This is a genomic window from Brevundimonas subvibrioides ATCC 15264, from assembly GCF_000144605.1.
Classification (GTDB): domain Bacteria; phylum Pseudomonadota; class Alphaproteobacteria; order Caulobacterales; family Caulobacteraceae; genus Brevundimonas; species Brevundimonas subvibrioides.
In genome coordinates this window covers 1348420-1362902 of the sequence record NC_014375.1, presented here as the reverse complement: position 1 = coordinate 1362902, position 14483 = coordinate 1348420, and the positions used below count along the sequence as shown (strand labels likewise).

At 67.7% G+C, this 14483-nt stretch carries 20 protein-coding genes and 1 tRNA gene; 15 read left to right on the top strand and 6 right to left on the bottom strand.

Going from position 1 to position 14483, the window contains the following annotated elements; translation table 11 throughout:
* Positions 1-7: 7 nt before the first annotated feature.
* From BRESU_RS17740 to BRESU_RS06760, 3 genes are all read right to left on the bottom strand, one after another.
* Positions 8-133, bottom strand: coding sequence for a hypothetical protein (locus tag BRESU_RS17740; protein WP_013268784.1), 126 nt, complete (start codon positions 131-133; stop codon positions 8-10).
* Positions 134-337: 204 nt separating this feature from the next.
* Positions 338-682, bottom strand: a complete 345-nt coding sequence (locus BRESU_RS06765; protein WP_013268783.1) for a hypothetical protein — start codon at positions 680-682, stop codon at positions 338-340.
* The gene (locus BRESU_RS06760) at positions 679-1131 is read right to left on the bottom strand and encodes a hypothetical protein (RefSeq protein WP_013268782.1); all 453 of its coding nucleotides are present in this window, start codon (positions 1129-1131) and stop codon (positions 679-681) included. Before BRESU_RS06760 ends, BRESU_RS06765 begins: the two co-directional genes overlap by 4 nt.
* A gap of 53 nt (positions 1132-1184) precedes the next feature.
* On the opposite strand from BRESU_RS06760, the gene BRESU_RS06755 reads away from it, so the two are divergent.
* Entirely contained in the window at positions 1185-1424 is a 240-nt protein-coding gene (locus tag BRESU_RS06755) for a hypothetical protein (RefSeq protein ID WP_013268781.1), read from the top strand.
* A 215-nt stretch (positions 1425-1639) separates the two neighbouring features.
* Positions 1640-2590 (top strand): LexA family transcriptional regulator, encoded by a 951-nt coding sequence (locus BRESU_RS06750; protein WP_245528612.1) that lies wholly within the window; start codon positions 1640-1642, stop codon positions 2588-2590.
* Here BRESU_RS06750 and BRESU_RS06745 read toward each other — a convergent pair.
* A complete protein-coding gene (locus tag BRESU_RS06745; protein ID WP_013268779.1) occupies positions 2587-3657 on the bottom strand; it encodes a type I restriction endonuclease in 1071 nt (356 codons plus the stop codon). The two genes, BRESU_RS06750 and BRESU_RS06745, sit on opposite strands and share 4 nt — an antisense overlap.
* Positions 3658-3861: 204 nt before the next feature.
* Between BRESU_RS06745 and BRESU_RS06740 the strand changes: the two genes are divergently transcribed.
* From BRESU_RS06740 to BRESU_RS06690, 12 genes are all read left to right on the top strand, one after another.
* Positions 3862-4296 (top strand): hypothetical protein, encoded by a 435-nt coding sequence (locus BRESU_RS06740; protein ID WP_013268778.1) that lies wholly within the window; start codon positions 3862-3864, stop codon positions 4294-4296.
* Positions 4293-4844 (top strand): hypothetical protein, encoded by a 552-nt coding sequence (locus tag BRESU_RS06735; RefSeq protein WP_013268777.1) that lies wholly within the window; start codon positions 4293-4295, stop codon positions 4842-4844. Before BRESU_RS06740 ends, BRESU_RS06735 begins: the two co-directional genes overlap by 4 nt.
* Positions 4845-4947: 103 nt before the next feature.
* Entirely contained in the window at positions 4948-7377 is a 2430-nt protein-coding gene (locus BRESU_RS16880) for a ParB/RepB/Spo0J family partition protein (RefSeq protein ID WP_013268775.1), read from the top strand.
* 92 nt (positions 7378-7469) lie between these two features.
* Positions 7470-7805 carry a hypothetical protein gene (locus tag BRESU_RS06725; RefSeq protein WP_013268774.1) on the top strand — a complete coding sequence of 112 codons (336 nt, stop codon included), beginning with the start codon at positions 7470-7472 and terminating at the stop codon, positions 7803-7805.
* Positions 7802-7948: a hypothetical protein gene (locus BRESU_RS17535; RefSeq protein ID WP_013268773.1), complete on the top strand. Its 147-nt coding sequence runs from the start codon at positions 7802-7804 to the stop codon at positions 7946-7948. Before BRESU_RS06725 ends, BRESU_RS17535 begins: the two co-directional genes overlap by 4 nt.
* A gap of 67 nt (positions 7949-8015) precedes the next feature.
* The gene (locus tag BRESU_RS06720) at positions 8016-8270 is read left to right on the top strand and encodes a hypothetical protein (protein ID WP_041761394.1); all 255 of its coding nucleotides are present in this window, start codon (positions 8016-8018) and stop codon (positions 8268-8270) included.
* Complete coding sequence (locus tag BRESU_RS06715; RefSeq protein WP_013268771.1) at positions 8263-8532, top strand: hypothetical protein; 270 nt, start codon at positions 8263-8265, stop codon at positions 8530-8532. Before BRESU_RS06720 ends, BRESU_RS06715 begins: the two co-directional genes overlap by 8 nt.
* Entirely contained in the window at positions 8532-9659 is a 1128-nt protein-coding gene (locus BRESU_RS06710) for a DUF5131 family protein (protein WP_013268770.1), read from the top strand. The genes BRESU_RS06715 and BRESU_RS06710 overlap by 1 nt, the downstream gene beginning before the upstream one ends.
* Complete coding sequence (locus tag BRESU_RS06705; RefSeq protein WP_013268769.1) at positions 9656-9931, top strand: hypothetical protein; 276 nt, start codon at positions 9656-9658, stop codon at positions 9929-9931. The genes BRESU_RS06710 and BRESU_RS06705 overlap by 4 nt, the downstream gene beginning before the upstream one ends.
* A complete protein-coding gene (locus BRESU_RS06700; RefSeq protein ID WP_013268768.1) occupies positions 9928-10197 on the top strand; it encodes a hypothetical protein in 270 nt (89 codons plus the stop codon). Before BRESU_RS06705 ends, BRESU_RS06700 begins: the two co-directional genes overlap by 4 nt.
* A 223-nt stretch (positions 10198-10420) precedes the next feature.
* Positions 10421-10795 carry a helix-turn-helix transcriptional regulator gene (locus tag BRESU_RS06695; protein ID WP_013268767.1) on the top strand — a complete coding sequence of 125 codons (375 nt, stop codon included), beginning with the start codon at positions 10421-10423 and terminating at the stop codon, positions 10793-10795.
* Positions 10777-11985, top strand: a complete 1209-nt coding sequence (locus BRESU_RS06690; protein ID WP_013268766.1) for a tyrosine-type recombinase/integrase — start codon at positions 10777-10779, stop codon at positions 11983-11985. Before BRESU_RS06695 ends, BRESU_RS06690 begins: the two co-directional genes overlap by 19 nt.
* An 88-nt stretch (positions 11986-12073) precedes the next feature.
* On the opposite strand, the gene BRESU_RS06685 is transcribed toward BRESU_RS06690, so the two are convergent.
* Both BRESU_RS06685 and BRESU_RS06680 read right to left on the bottom strand, forming a co-directional pair.
* Positions 12074-12150: transfer RNA gene (locus BRESU_RS06685), tRNA-Lys, on the bottom strand.
* Positions 12151-12223: 73 nt separating this feature from the next.
* Positions 12224-13966, bottom strand: coding sequence for an ATP-binding protein (locus BRESU_RS06680; protein ID WP_013268765.1), 1743 nt, complete (start codon positions 13964-13966; stop codon positions 12224-12226).
* Positions 13967-14115: 149 nt separating this feature from the next.
* Between BRESU_RS06680 and BRESU_RS06675 the strand changes: the two genes are divergently transcribed.
* Positions 14116-14370, top strand: a complete 255-nt coding sequence (locus BRESU_RS06675) for a hypothetical protein (protein ID WP_013268764.1) — start codon at positions 14116-14118, stop codon at positions 14368-14370.
* Positions 14371-14483 lie beyond the last annotated feature (113 nt).

Genomic DNA, 14483 nt, shown 5'->3' with positions numbered 1-14483 from the left:
GCGCCGCTCACAGTTCGGCCTCCGACAGCATGCGCGCGATCCGCGCCGGACCGGGCGGCGGCGGCTCGCCGCTGAGAAGATCGAACTCGTCGCGCAGCGCCTCCACCCTCTGCCGCTTGACGGCCTCCCTCACCGGACACACTCCCGGGCTTCGGGCTTCGGGCTTCGGGCTTCGGCGCGGCCGCTTCGACGGCCTGAACCGGGGGCGTGGGGGCCGCGCCTTCCAGGTCGCGCCGCATTCGAACGACCCATCCGACCGAACGCCCCAGGATCAGGCCGCAGCTGGCGTCGCTCATGCCGGACGTCAGGGCGCCCATCTGCTGATCGGTCAGACCCCTCATCCGTCGATGTCCTTGCGAAAGGCCGGGGCATTGGCCCCTTCGTGCGCGGTCAACGCCGTGTCGGCACGCCGCGCGGCGGAGGCCAGATCGCCCTGGATGTCACTCCGGCTGGCGGCGTTCGCCTCAGCATAGCGGCGGGCTGTCTGGCCCAGCACGAAGAAAGGATTGCCCGCCGCTTCCGCACCCGGCGCAGGCACCTTGGCCGCGCGCTTGGCCTGCCGCGCCAGCCCGGGCGCGGGCTGCACTGCGGGCCCGCGCGCCGCACGCTCGGCCAGCCGGATCAGGCCGCGCCAAAAATCGAGATCCTCCGGCGTGATGATCGCCCGTTTGGCCCGGTTCATCCTGCACCCCGCGAACCGGTTTTGCCCGGTTTAAGGCGGGCGGCCGCGTCGGCCGCCTCCTGGATCTCGCGCAGCGCCTTCTGGGTGACGTGCTGGACGTTCCGGATTTCCGCCTCGGTCCGCTCGCCGTCGGCCTCCATGGCGTGGACGGCCCCCAGGGCCTCGGCCGCGGCCTGGACGGCGTCGACGACGGCCGCCGACAGGGTCTCGTCTTCCTCGCCCTCGATGGCGCGCGCGGCAGCGCCCGTCACGATCGGCGAACCCGCCACCGCCTCCAGCGTCAGGATCTGGCGGAAGCTGGGCATGTCCGGCGCGTTGATGTTCTGCAGCAGGCTGACGCGCTGATGCTTGCAGGCAAGCTCGACCCCGCACGCCTCGACCCCGCCGCAGGCCTTCACCAGCTGGCGGAACAGGGCCTTGATCTCCCCGTCGGTCAGGGCGCGGCTCATTGCAGCGCCTCGCCGACTCGGGCTTTCGTTTCGGCCCAGGAAACGGACAGCGCATGCCACAGTCGGACAATCAGCGGATCGCGGACCTCGAGCGCCGCTTGGGCACGCTCGAAGAGGAAGCGGGCGCACTGTGGCTCATCATTCGGGTGTTGGCCCAGCGCCGGACAACCGAGACATCCCTTGAGCTCGCGTCCGTTATTCAGGCCTGTGCCGCAGCGTCTGCACCATTCCCGGTCGCCTACGACGCGCTCACCAACCTGCTCGACAGCATCGAGAACGCCCCCCGGCTGTAAGGGGCCAACATCTCCCTTCCGGCAGGTCAGCCTCACGTCCACAGAGACAAGATCGAGCTTTGCCCCTACCCCGCGAGCACCGGGCTTTGGAAGGAAGCGGACATCCAGCGCCCGCACTTCGGCCGCGATTGTCATTGCAAGGCTCCGGATTTTGCACCGGCGCCAGCGGGCTCGGTCGGCGCCATGGATGGGGCCTCACCAGAAGGGGCCGCCTCATGCTCACGACGCTCAACCCGACTAGCAGCGGCGACCGCCAGATCGCTCAACGTGGCGACCCCCTGCTCGGCCAGAGCCTTCCAATAAGGGGCTGGAATGCTGTCGTTTCGACGCCATTGCTTGATCGTCCCGGCCGAGGCCGAGACGATTTTGGAAAGAGCGGATGGCCCGCCGGCGTCGCTGATGATCGAGGCATGAGTTCGCATGGTGGCGAACGGTATGAATTATACCCGATTCGTGTCAACTCATCTGGCAGGTCTTATACCCAATCGGGCGGTATCTTTTGTGCCATGTCCGAACGACACGACCGACTCCGCAAGGCCCGTATCGACGCTGGATTTGTTTCCCAGGCAGAAGCGGTGCGTCGGTTCGGCTGGAACGCCAACACCTACAAAAGCAACGAGAATGGCAACGCCCCCTTCTCGTTTGATCAAGCCGTCATTTACAGCAAGGCATTCAAGGTCCGGGCGGAATGGCTCTACTCCGCGCACGGGTCCATGAGGGCCGACAGCCAGATTCCCATAATCGGGCGGGTCGGCGCAGATCCAAACGGTCGCATTATCCGCACCGCGGGTCAGGCCGCTAACGACACGGTACCGCAGCCAGTCGGGGCTACGTCCGATTCAGTCGCAGTGGAGGTGGATGGTCACTCCATGCGAGGTTTTGCCGACGATGGTGCCCTGGTCTACTTCGAAGATCAAAGCACACCACCCACAGAGGACATGATCGGCGAGATCGTGGTGGTTCAGGTTGCAACGGGCGAAGACCCCAGCGACGACGAAGACATCCTCATCAAGCGCCTGCAGCGCGGCAGCCGGGACGGTCTCTTTGACCTCGAGAGCATCAATGGCCCGCCGATGCGGGACGTGAGGATCCGCTGGGCGGCCGAAATCATTCAGATCACGCCTCCCCGACAGGCGCGTCGCCTGATCCGCCGAGGACTGGCCTAGCCTCCGCCCGCGTCGAGTTCGGCGATCCGCGCTTCGATCAACGTTGCGAACTGGTAGATTTCGGTCAGGTCGCTGATGAGGTGGCGCTCTTCCGCCTTATCCTTGAACGTGCCGATATACTTGGCCGTCAGCCCGTTGAAGTGCAGGCGCGCCAGAGTCTTTCGATTGTTGTCGTCGAGCAGGATCGCGCAATAGGACTTGGCATCCCGCATCACTACACGCTTGGGCGATGTGACCTTGGACGCGATAGCCTGGATGATGTGAAACCCCGACACCTCTTCGGCTGTGGTCACCACTGCGTCCTGCCCATCGGCCTCGGGCGGAACGCCATCATCGGCATTGGCCACGGCCGAGGTTGCGTTGAGCGCAGACGAAAGCCGATCGTTTACGGAGTCGCGGACGATCGCAGAGAAGGTCGCGGCGATCATTTTCCCAAAGCTGTCACGAACCTGCGCAGTGATCCGCCCTTCGTGCACACGGGGTGCCAGGAGCTTGACGAGATCGTCTGACGGCTCGGCCATCTCCCGCTCGAGCTCCTTCCGCAGGAGCGACTGGGTTTTCAAGTGGCCGGCTTCGCGCACGATGTTCTCGATGTCGAAAGCGCCTTTAGTGAACTTCTCGATGGTGCGCGCGTCGCCGGGACGAATGCTGTCCATGCTGAAGGTGAAAAACGGACGCTCGTCCATGCGGTTGGCCGCTTCTACGTCGGTATAGAACTGATAGACCACGCCATTCGTGAGCACTGCCAGGCGAGCGTCGGTGACGCCGAAATATCGGAACAACTGGCTGGCGTGGTTGACGTTAAGGGCGACCGAACTCGGTTTGCATTCGATCAGTATCTTGACCTTGCCACCCTCGCAGATGGCGTAATCAACCTTCTCACCCTTCTTGGTTCCAACGTCGGCCGTAAACTCTGGAACCACCTCGGCAGGATTGAAGACGTCGTACCCGAGGGCTTGGATGAACGGCATCACCAGCGCCGTCTTGGCGGCCTCCTCCGTGAGTAGCACTTCCCGGTGCTGAGCCGTCCGCGCTGCCAGTTCCGTCAACTTCGCCTGAATGTCCACTTAGCACCCTCCCTGATTGCCGAGACGCTACGGGGGCAACCCCGGTTGTGTCGAGAGTCATCCGGCCTTCGGACCAATCGGGTATTATTTGTACCTTTCTTATTGACGTAATAAGGTATGTTTTATACCCTTATGCCGTCCCGCACCGGTCGGGGCGATGAGCGAGCCGATCGGTGCGGGCGCCCTTTTCACAGGAGCGCCCGCGTGTCCCAGACCCCCATCCCCCTGTCCGCCGACCCGGCGCACGCCGTGCGCCGTCCTATTCTTCACCCCGCCGACGACCTGTTCGCCGAGATCATCCACGCCCTGAAGGCCGGCCCCCTGCTGGGCTTCGACATGGGCTCCGCCGCCGTCGTCGGGGCTTCGGGCGTCGAGGGTCGCGTCTGGATCCGGGTCGGCGATGCCCGCGCTCAAGCAGCGAGCGGCCGCGCCGCGAGCGATAGCGCACTGCCCATGCGCACATTCACCCTGACGACGCTGGACGCGTCCCTGCTGGCTCTGCTCATCCGGCTGGACGCCATGCGCGGCGCAGACCTTTTCGCCGATGCCTTGGTGTGCGGCTCGATCGATGCCGAGCGCCGGGTCGAGGCCATCCACCGCTGGTCCGGCCGGATCCGCCCGACCGAGGACGCGGAATGAGCACCGCGACCACCCACGTCTCGACCGTGCGCACCCTCGCGCCACCGGCGACGGTTGATGTCGATGCCTTCGGCGATCAACCCGCCGGGGCCGACGCCTTCCGGCCACTGGCCGAACAGCTGGCCGACCCCTGCGTCATCACCGAGTACCGGCCGGGGTCGTGCAGCACGGCCCGCACCGAATCCTTCGGCGGCCCCATGGGGCCCCTGCCGGTCGAGGTCGCCAAGACGATCCTGCGCTGTCTGGACCGGCGGCCCGAGGCGGTCCTGTGCGACCCCGACCCCGCGGGCGTGCCGAACCGGGCCTATGTCACCGACGGCCAGGGCGCGCCCTTGGCCCGCGTCACCGGCCTGACCCCCGACCAGTTCAACGACGCCCTGCTGTCCCTGGCCGTCGGCGGCTGGGAGCCCGGCCGCAATCGCGAGGTCGTCCGCCCGATGACGGCGATCGCCGCCGACCGCATGCCCGCCGGGCGCGTCGGACCGGGAGGTCCGGAACGGCCGACGACCGCGCCCCACCAGCCAGCCCGTCAGTCGAGGTTCCTGTGATGCGGCGCGGCCCCCTGCTGTCCGACCGTGGCCGCCAGTGGGCGGCCGTCATCCTGACCGCCCTCGCCGCCCTGGCGATGGCCCTGCTTTGCGGAGATCCGTCGTGATCGAACCCAACATCCTCGCTTTCCAGAACGCCGAGCTCCTGCAGGCGATCGAGGACGCACCCCTCGGCCAATGGACCAAGCGCGGCCTGGCCGAGCATCTGAAACGGGACGAGTCCAACCTCGGTAAGACGCTCACGCGCCTGACCAGCGAGGGCATCCTCGCAGATCCGCCGCTCTCTGGCCTGACCGACGAAGGCCGCGCGCAGCTGGCGGCGTTCAAGCGGGCCCGGCACGGCGGCGAGCGCCGGAAGGCGAAGGGGCGCTGGCCTCTGGACAAGTTCCGGCGCAACCCGTCGAACCGCCGCATCGATCCGGAGGCCGTGCTGGGGCTCGCCGACGCCATCGCCGGCGTGGGCGACATCCTGGTCCCGCTGATCGCATCCATGCCCGACGACGACGGCATCCGCACAATCTGGGCGGGCGAACGCCGGTGGCTGGCGGCCACGCGTCTGGCCCAGACCGATGGCCTGCCCTCCGCCCTGCTGGAAGGCCTACCCTTCAACGAACGCGAGGCCGACGCCGGCGAGGCCGCGCTGATCACCCTGGTCGAGAACGGGGCCCGGTCGGACCTGACGCCTTGGGAAGACGCGAAACAGCTGCGCCTCGCCGCCGACGCCACGGGCCTGAACGGCACCGAACTGGCCCGCCGCATCGGCCGGGCCCGCGAGGGCGATCGCGGTGGGGTCCGCGACGTCCAGACGAAGCTGAAGGTGGCCCGAGAAGCGAGACCCGACGCCATCGCCGCCTATGAGGCCGACCCCGCGGCACCCGGTGCCTGGGAGACCTTGCGCAACAGCGTCGTCGACCGCTCGGGCAACAGCATCGTCACGACCAAGGCCCAGCGCCTGGCGCTGGCCGAGCTGCTGCACAAGGCGGGCGGCCACTCCGGTCAGGCCGTCGCCATCCTGCCGGCAGGCCACGCGGGCGACGGGCAGCGCCTTGTCCAGTACGGCCTTGCCATCCTGACCCGCGCGGTCACTGGCGACACCGCCCAGGTGACCCGGGTAGGCGTCGACTATCTGCAGGCCGAGGGCCTGACCGGAGGGATCGAGTACGCCCGCGAGAAGCTCGGCTTCCCGGGCGGCTACGGCATCGCCCGCTATCGCACAGAATGGCTGAACACGGCGGCGGCGACGACGGCACCATCGACCCGTCCGGATCCCGAGGTCGCAGCGCTGGCGGGCATCGAGCCGATCACCGTCAGCCCGCTGATCGGCTACACGCCAGGCCAACCCTACCCCCGGCGCTTCGATCGTCACAATCCGGCGACGAGGGTCCGCGACTTCGTCCCCGCCTTCGATGATGCCCTGCCGCTGTCAGAGCAGATCGACCAAGGCTCGCTGGAAATCTTCACCCTTCCCCATTCGTCCGCGAAACAGGCGCAGTACGCGAATGGCTATCCCCGGGCGCAAATCAAGATCGCGCGTTTGGCGGGTGGCGACGCCTGGATCTATCGCGCGGGGTACAGCACGACCGCTGCCGGCCATCACGAGGACCTGGAGCGGGTCTGGGCCAGCCAGGAGGCTTTCCCCGATCGACGCACGGCGCTCGAGGCCGGCGTCGACCTGATCGCCGACTCCCTCGGCAGCATGATGCGCGGGACGCTCCCGGTCGACATAGCGACATGGCTCGCTAACCCAAAGGTCGCCAGCCCGCATGTCGTCCGGGGCGTCGATCATCTGAACGCCGCGCGGGCGGGCGAGGCGAGGCGTGCGGCTGGACTTGAGAAAACGCACGCCAATTATGGCAGCGGCGACAGCGCACGCCGTGCGCCGAGCCAGCAGGGCGTCCTTCAGGAAATGACCCGGGCCGCCATGGCCGAGGGCGAGCAACCCAGTGCGGACACCCCCTCGCTGGAACAGCCGGAACCAGAAGCCGCAGACGCAGACGCCGGCAAGGCGGCCGAGACCCTTGCCCAGGTCCGCGCCTTCGTCGCCGAGGACGGCTTGCGCCAGGCCTTCGGCGGCTGGCGTTTCCGCCAGCTCGCAACGCCAATCGGGCTCACGGGCCCGTTCGTCTCCTCCGGATCCGGCGGATCAGATGACCCCGAGGAAGCTGGTATCGTCTGGACCTGCGATGGGTCCGCGATCGCGACCTGCGACCCGACGGGCGAATGGGCCGTCGACCATGCCGAGGCCCAGGCCGAACTGGTCGCCTATGCCCTGAACGTCGCCGGGGCCATGGCGCCCAGCCTGGTCCCTGACTTCGCGATCGACTGGCCGGACGAGCCGAAGGACGAAAGCCCGGATCAGGCCCTTGCGAGGATCGGCAACCTGGTCCTGCAGGTGCTGTCCCACAACGCCACGACCGTGGCGGGCAGCGAGGATGTGCTGGTCGAGATCGCTCGCCAGTTCACCCGGACCGTCCGCGCCGCCGAGGACCGCCTGCGCCGCGCCGTCGATAGCAGCACCCAGGACGCCGCCTGATGCCTCGGCCCTGGATCGAATCCGCCGCCCTGCTCGCCTTTACCCCGCCGGGGCCGCCGCCCCGCCCCCGCCTCAAATATCGGAGACCCCGCATGAACGACCTTCGCTTCGCCCTGATCCGCCAGGGCCCGGCCGACCTCGACACCACCCCGATCGGCCAGCCCGACCTGTCGTCCCTGGCCCGCGCCATCGAGCGCGAGCGCAAGGGCCGCACGATCGAGCTGGTGCAACGCGACGACTTCGAGTTCGAGACCGATCGCGAACTGCACACCGTCGTCGAGGTCTGGACCCTCGACATGGGCAACAGCCGCGACAGCCGCATCGCCGTTGCCTGGCTGAACGAAGGCGGCCGCGAGAGCCTCGAGCCCGCCCTGCTGGCTGCCCGCACCGACCGCCCGCGCGCGCAGCCCCGCCAGAGGGCCGCATGACCGCCTTCGATCCCATCCCCGGTCGCCACCCGCGCCTGCCTGTCTGGGCCGCCCACTTCCGGCGCAGCGGATGGTCGCTCGCCCGGGTCGCCGCCCTTTTCAACATCGACACCATAGAGCTGACCGATGCCGGAGTGCGCTGATGCTGGTGCGGATCGGCGACGCGATCCACCGCCTGCTCCTCAGGGCGCGAGGCTGGGCGCGCCTGCTGTGACCGACCTGATGCCCGAGGGCCGCTGGGCGAAGATCCTCGACCTTGCGTCCGATCGCGCGGTCCGTCGGCCCGAGATCTACCACGCCACCCGCAGCGGGCGTCACCCGGGCAAGCTCGAGCGCGTCAAGATCTGGCGCGCGATCGGCAACCTGACCCGCGCCGGCCTTCTCACCCACACCCGCCAGGGCTTCCTCGCGACCGACGACGGCCGCCGGGCCCTGCGCGAAGCCCACCGAGGCCAAAATGGCTGAACCGATCGAGCCCCAGCACCACAAGATGATGAACGATCTCGCGCACGAGCTCGACGGCCGCTTCAACCCGCCGATCCTGCCCGGCCTTCCACGCGGCGAGCGCAAGACCGGCTTCTTCCTCGCCGTCTTCGACTTCAACACGAACGGCGAAGGTGGCCGCTTCAATTACATCAGCAACGCCGACCGGCTCGATGTCCGCGTCCTGCTTCGAGAGATGCAGGCCCGGTTCGAGGGTCAGGCCCAGACCTCAGGGAGGGCCTGATGGCCGACAGCACCCACATCGAATGGACTGACGCGACCTGGAACGTCGTGACCGGCTGCAGCGTCGTCTCGCCTGGATGCACCAACTGCTACGCCATGCGCCTCGCCGGCGGCCGGATGCAGCACCATCCAAGCCGCGCGGGCCTGACGATCGAGACCAAGGCCGGGCCCGTCTGGAACGGCCAGGTGCGGTTCAATGAGGCGTGGCTCTATCAGCCGCGTTCCTGGAAGACGCCCCGACGGATCTTCGTGGCCGCCCACGGCGACCTCTTCCACGAAGGCGTGAGCGACGGCCAGCTGATGCGCATCATGTCGGTGATCGCCGAGACGCCCCACCACACCTATCAGATCCTGACCAAGCGCCCGGAGCGGGCCCGTGATTTTCTCCGGCAGTTCGCGGACGTCGCCGAAGGCAGTGGGTTCGTGGGCGCACGGGGACCGGAAGCGACCCGGGCGGCGCACAAGGATGGCAGGGGCCAGCTCTTCGCCGACATGCTCGAGGCCATGGGAACGCCGCCGGAGGGCTGCGCCTATCCGACCTACGACTGGATGAACGGGATGCAGAGCCTGCCCGACTTTTTGCCGAACATCTGGCTCGGAGTTAGCGTCGAGGATCAGGTCCGGGCCGATGAACGCATACCGATCCTGCTCGACACGCCGGCAGCCGTCCGCTGGATCTCGGCCGAGCCGCTGTTGGGGCCGGTCGATATATCGAAATGGCTGTTCGGTCGATCCGAGCCATGTGCGCAATGCCCAAAGGATCTGGACTGTGAATGCGGCTGGGCTGGACGCCAGATCCTGGAGGGCGAGGCCGCGTTACATTGGGTGGTCGTGGGCGGAGAGAGCGGGCCCGGCGCGCGCCCCATGCACCCGGACTGGTCTCGTCAGATCCGCGATCAGTGCGCGGCGGCCGAGGTCCCCTTTCTGTTCAAACAGTGGGGAGCCTGGGAGCCACGCGCCGCGTGGTCGCCCGGGCCCGTCACCCAGCGCGCGATCATGCTCGATGGCTCGCCGTGCCCCGACGATGTCGCTCCCCAGGACGTCGGCGCGCACCGCTTCGTCTCGGTCGGCAAGAAGGCCGCGGGCCGCCTTCTCGATGGCGTCCAGCACGACGGCTATCCCCAATGACGGCCGTCAACGAACCCGTTCGCCGGGAACTCTTCATGCAGTTCCAGATGGTCGCCACCGGGCACCCGGCGATCGACGCCCTGGCCGCGTGCTACGACCTGACCGGAGCCCTGACCGCCTTTTGCTGCGACACGCCCGAAGAGGCGGAGCGCGTACTGCGACAGACGGCCGACGACATGATCCGCGACGTCCGGGCGAACTGGGCGACCTCGCGCGAACAGCGTGCGCAGAGCTTCGTTTCCTTCAACGGCGGAAGGACGGCCCGGGTATGATCGTCGTCAAGGTCGAACTCTGGAGCGCGATCGACGGCTCGAAGACCGAGCTCGCGCGCATGCACATCTGCAATGACGGCCGCCGGACAATCGCGAACCCACGTCTCGGCGACTACACCGGCCAGACCTTCGTCGGCCGCGACACCGCCACCCTCGACAAAGGCCGCGTCTCGAAGTCGGGCGAGGTCCGAGACTGGCACCGTCACGACTTCCACGTCTGGAACCTCGTTCGACGCATGCTGGCCAGCATGGGGTACGACAAGTGACCCGCCCCAGCTGCAGATCCTGCCTCTTCGCTGGCCTCGAGCCCGCGACTGAGGCCGACGCCTGGCGGCGCGGCGGTCGCTTCATTCGGACCTGCGCCTTGGGCAAACGCCCGGCCGCCTGCCCCCAGGGCTGCGCCAGCTGGGCCGCGGATCCCGGCGAATCCATGCCGCCCGCCGCCTTCACCCGCGCCGTCCACCACGCAAGACAGCTCCGCCCCGGACCATGACCGCCTCGCCCACCGCCGGAGATCCGCGACGCATCCCGGAGGCCTGGCCTCTGATGCTCAGCCGCGACCAGCTGTGCGCCTATATCGGCGTCTGCGAGTCGACGCTGATCCGGATCTGCCCGGTTCGCCCCCGCGACCTGGGGGCGAACGTCGTGCGCTACGACCGCCGGCAGATCGACGCCTGGGTCGAAGGCCTGCCGCCCCGGTTGATGACGCCCCGGACAGCGGCCTTGCCCAGTGAGACCCAACCGAGTCAGGATGAGGCCGCGCCCGATCCGGCGCAGGATCAAGAGGATCGCGCCGCCGCCGCGCTCGAGCGGGCCAGGGCGCGAGCCTCCGGAGGGCGAAGCCAATGGCGCAGGACGGGGTGAAGGACGATCCGGAGACTGTCCGCGTCCCCTTCGTCCAGCGCGTCCGCAAGCCCAATGGAGACGTCCACCTCTACTTCCGTCGGGGAGCATTCCGCGAAGGACCGCTGAAGAGCCCGGACGGGTCGCCCGAGCTCAAGGCCGAGATCGACGCCATCCTCGAGCGGGTCCGCAAGGCCAGCGACGCGATCGCCCGGCCTGCCGCCGGCACGGTCGGCGGAATGCTCAAGGCCTACAACAAGTCGGCCGAGTTCCTGTCGCTCGCCCGGATCACCCAGCGCGGCTACCAGGACTATATCGACGAGCTGATCGCCGACACCGGCGACCTCTTGCTGTCGGAGGTCACGCGCAGCTGGGTCATCGGCATGCGCGACGCCTGGGCGTTGCGCGGCCACAACGCCGCGAACAAGCGGATGCAGGTGCTCAAGAACGCCCTGATGCCGGCGATCGAGGACGACACCGACCAGCGCATCCAGGGCGACCCGTTCCACAAGGTGCGCAAGGTCCGTCGGCCGCACGACGCCGGCGAGGCGCATCCCGCCTGGGAACTGGCCGAGGTCGAGATCGCCATCGAGGAAGCCATCCGTCGCGACCAGCCGGGGCTCGCGCGCGCGATCGCGCTCGGCCGGTATGGCGGCTTCAGGCGCGGCACGATCGTGTCGATCCCGCTGAACGCACGCACCCTCGGCCGCGACGGCCGGGGCGAGCCGGAGACCCGCCTCGTCTGGATCACGTCCAAGCGCCAGGTGCTGTCCGACAAGCGTGAGGATGCCCGGCTCGCGGCCGTCATCGCTCGGACCCCGAACCGCGCCCTGACGATCGCCTACAACAAGCGGGGCGATCCGTTCAGCGTCCGCCAGTTCGACCAGGCGCTCGAGCGCCTCCTCGATCGCCTGGCGGCCGACGGGAAGATCCGCGCGACGATCAAGCGAACGTCGGACGGCCGCGACGTCGTCGTCTGCCCGCTGACCATCCACGGCCTGCGCCACGCCCGGGGCGTCGAACTGGCCGAGGCAGGCGCGTCGGATGCCGAGATCATGGCCCAGCTCGAGCACGCGTCCGACGCCGCGGCGAAGATCTACCGCCGCCAGGCCCAGCGCCGGAAGATGGCCGACGCCGGCCAGGACCGGATCGACAATGTGGTGAAGCTGAAGGCGCGTCAGGCGGCCCGAAAGGCCCGGAACGGCGCATGAACGCCGACTGTAAACCGGGGTGTAAATCGGCTGTAAACGCCCCCGGATGCAGCGGCCTATGCTGCCACCTAAGGCATTGAAAAGGCGATGGTACGTCCTCTCGGGCTCGAACCGAGGACCCTCTGATTAAAAGTCAGATGCTCTAACCAACTGAGCTAAGGACGCATATCGCGGCTGAACGGCTTGCCGTTTCGCGGTTGCGCCTTCTGGTGCATCGCGCCCGCCGGGTCAAGGGCAGTCAGGCCACGTTCTGGACGACCGTGTCGTTCACGGCTCCGGAACAGGCCTCCGCCAGGGTTTCGGCCAGCAGGACCGGGTCGATCGGCTTGGTCAGGAAGGCGTGGACGCCCGTCGCGTCCCAGGCGGCCCGATGAACGTCCATGGCGTTGGCCGTGAGCGCGATCAGGGGCGTCTGGCGGTTCAGCCCGTGGAGACGGATCTGGGCCGAAGCTTCCAGCCCGTCCATGACCGGCATCTGCATGTCCATGAGGATGGCGTCGAACCGCTGGGCCGCGGCCGCCTCGACCGCCTCGGCGCCGTTTTCGACAAGGACGATGCGGCAGCCGTGCGGCTCCAGCAACAGCGTCAGGATCCGGCGATTCACGGCATGATCATCGGCGGCCAGGATCACCTTGCCCGCCAGGGCGTCATCAGCCATCGCCCGCCGTTTCGGTTCGACGACCGACGCCTCGGCGACCTCGACCGGCAGGCTCAGGGTGAAGACGGAGCCCTCGCCCTCGACGCTTTCGGCCGTCAGGCGACCGCCCATGATCTCGGCCAGGCGTCGACTGATGGCCAGGCCCAGGCCTGTGCCTCCGTATTTGCGCGTCGTGCCGGCGTCGACCTGTTCGAAACTGTCAAAGATGTGCGCGAGCCGATCAGCGGGAATACCACAGCCGGTATCCGCCACGGAGACGATCAGGCGACCGTCCTCGGCCCGCCAGTCGACGGCGATCGAGATCGTGCCGTCCTCGGTGAACTTCACGGCGTTGGACAGCAGGTTGAACAGCATCTGTTGAAGGCGCAGCGGGTCCGTGCGGATCCGGGCGGGTGCCGCGTCGTCGATCAAGACTTTCAGGCGTACGCCATTGGCGCTGGCCTTGGGCTCCCACAGACGGATCAGCGATCCGATCTTGTCGCGCAGATCGATGTCCTGGGCTTCCAGCTGCATCTTGCCGGCCTCGATCTTGGAGAAGTCCAGAACGTCGTTCAGAAGCCCCACCAGCACATCGCCGGCGTCCAGCAGCATCGACACGTGCTCGCGCTGTTCGCGGTCCAGCCGCGTCCGTCGCAACAGGTTGGCGGCCGAGATGACGGCATTCATGGGCGTACGGATCTCGTGGCTGACCACCGCCAGGAAATCGGACTTGGCCGCGCTGGCCACTTCGGCCTTTCTCCGCTCGGCTCGCGCCTCGTCGTTGGCGTCCTGCAGGGCGCGCGTGGTCATCGAGCTCTGACGAACCGCGACGATCAGATGGGTCATGTAAAGAACGCCGCCGATCGCGATCAGCACGTCCTGCGGCTGACCGTCCAGAACCGCGCCCATGATCGGTAGGCCCAGAAAATAGAGGCTGTGCGGAACGACCGCCGACAGCAGCAACGGGCGCACATGGTGCATGTGCAGGCTGACGTGCAACAGACCGCCCGCGACCTGGATGATGGCGAACAGCCGCCCGGCCTCCCCGCCCGTCATCCAGAGGTAGGCCGAGATGGCCGAGTACACGACCACGTTCAGGGTGGTGGTGAGGCACATGACCACCCGATACGCCCGTGACAGCGGCATCTGAGTGTTCAGGCGCGTGGGGCGAAACACCAGCCAGTCGATGAACTGCGTGACCACGACGACGGCGAACCAGCCGATGGGCCAAAGCCCTTTGGTCAGAAACCAGGCTGTTCCGGCAATGAACAACGCCAGTCCGACGCGCGTCTTCAGTTCGCGAAAGCGAACCTGCGCGATCATGGCATAGCCGTTGGTGGTCATGGGTGCCCCTCTTCACCGAACAGCATGCGCCGAAGAAACAAAGGATTGGTTTCCGTCAGGCCGATCCGACGTGACCACGCGCGTGTGGCGCGTTATGGAACGGCGAGGCGCACGGTGCGTTCGAACGCCGGATCCCGGGGGAGATGTAGATGAAGTCGTTGATGATTGTTGCAGCCGTCGGCGCTGCCCTCGCGCTGTCGGCCTGCGACGAGCCCTATCAGGAGCAGACGGAAATCGCTCCGCCCCCGATCGAAGAACCCGTGGCCCCCTCGGCAGCGGATCAGACTGCGCCGGTTGCCGACACGACCGCCCCCACGACGGCCCCGTCGACCACGACCCTGCCGGCCGATGAGCGGTCTTCTGAACAATCGGTCCAGCCGGAAAGCGAAACCCTGTTCTATTGAGCCCTCGCCCCAACCTCGTCGTGATTGGGTCGCACAAGCCGCGCCCGTCGGTCATCGGGATCGATGATGAAGGATCGGGAGTGAGGGTGCGTCGTTACCGTTGCGCCTCGTTT

What these genes read in the sequence shown, in the direction of transcription:
- BRESU_RS06765 (WP_013268783.1), bottom strand. Translation starts at nt 682, where the DNA reads ATGAACCGGGCCAAACGGGCGATCATCACGCCGGAGGATCTCGATTTT.
- BRESU_RS06760 (WP_013268782.1), bottom strand. Translation starts at nt 1,131, where the DNA reads ATGAGCCGCGCCCTGACCGACGGGGAGATCAAGGCCCTGTTCCGCCAG.
- BRESU_RS06755 (WP_013268781.1), top strand. Translation starts at nt 1,185, where the DNA reads ATGCCACAGTCGGACAATCAGCGGATCGCGGACCTCGAGCGCCGCTTG.
- BRESU_RS06750 (WP_245528612.1), top strand. Translation starts at nt 1,640, where the DNA reads ATGCTCACGACGCTCAACCCGACTAGCAGCGGCGACCGCCAGATCGCT.
- BRESU_RS06735 (WP_013268777.1), top strand. Translation starts at nt 4,293, where the DNA reads ATGAGCACCGCGACCACCCACGTCTCGACCGTGCGCACCCTCGCGCCA.
- BRESU_RS06725 (WP_013268774.1), top strand. Translation starts at nt 7,470, where the DNA reads ATGAACGACCTTCGCTTCGCCCTGATCCGCCAGGGCCCGGCCGACCTC.
- BRESU_RS17535 (WP_013268773.1), top strand. Translation starts at nt 7,802, where the DNA reads ATGACCGCCTTCGATCCCATCCCCGGTCGCCACCCGCGCCTGCCTGTC.
- BRESU_RS06715 (WP_013268771.1), top strand. Translation starts at nt 8,263, where the DNA reads ATGGCTGAACCGATCGAGCCCCAGCACCACAAGATGATGAACGATCTC.
- BRESU_RS06710 (WP_013268770.1), top strand. Translation starts at nt 8,532, where the DNA reads ATGGCCGACAGCACCCACATCGAATGGACTGACGCGACCTGGAACGTC.
- BRESU_RS06705 (WP_013268769.1), top strand. Translation starts at nt 9,656, where the DNA reads ATGACGGCCGTCAACGAACCCGTTCGCCGGGAACTCTTCATGCAGTTC.
- BRESU_RS06700 (WP_013268768.1), top strand. Translation starts at nt 9,928, where the DNA reads ATGATCGTCGTCAAGGTCGAACTCTGGAGCGCGATCGACGGCTCGAAG.
- BRESU_RS06695 (WP_013268767.1), top strand. Translation starts at nt 10,421, where the DNA reads ATGACCGCCTCGCCCACCGCCGGAGATCCGCGACGCATCCCGGAGGCC.
- BRESU_RS06690 (WP_013268766.1), top strand. Translation starts at nt 10,777, where the DNA reads ATGGCGCAGGACGGGGTGAAGGACGATCCGGAGACTGTCCGCGTCCCC.
- BRESU_RS06680 (WP_013268765.1), bottom strand. Translation starts at nt 13,966, where the DNA reads ATGACCACCAACGGCTATGCCATGATCGCGCAGGTTCGCTTTCGCGAA.
- BRESU_RS06675 (WP_013268764.1), top strand. Translation starts at nt 14,116, where the DNA reads ATGAAGTCGTTGATGATTGTTGCAGCCGTCGGCGCTGCCCTCGCGCTG.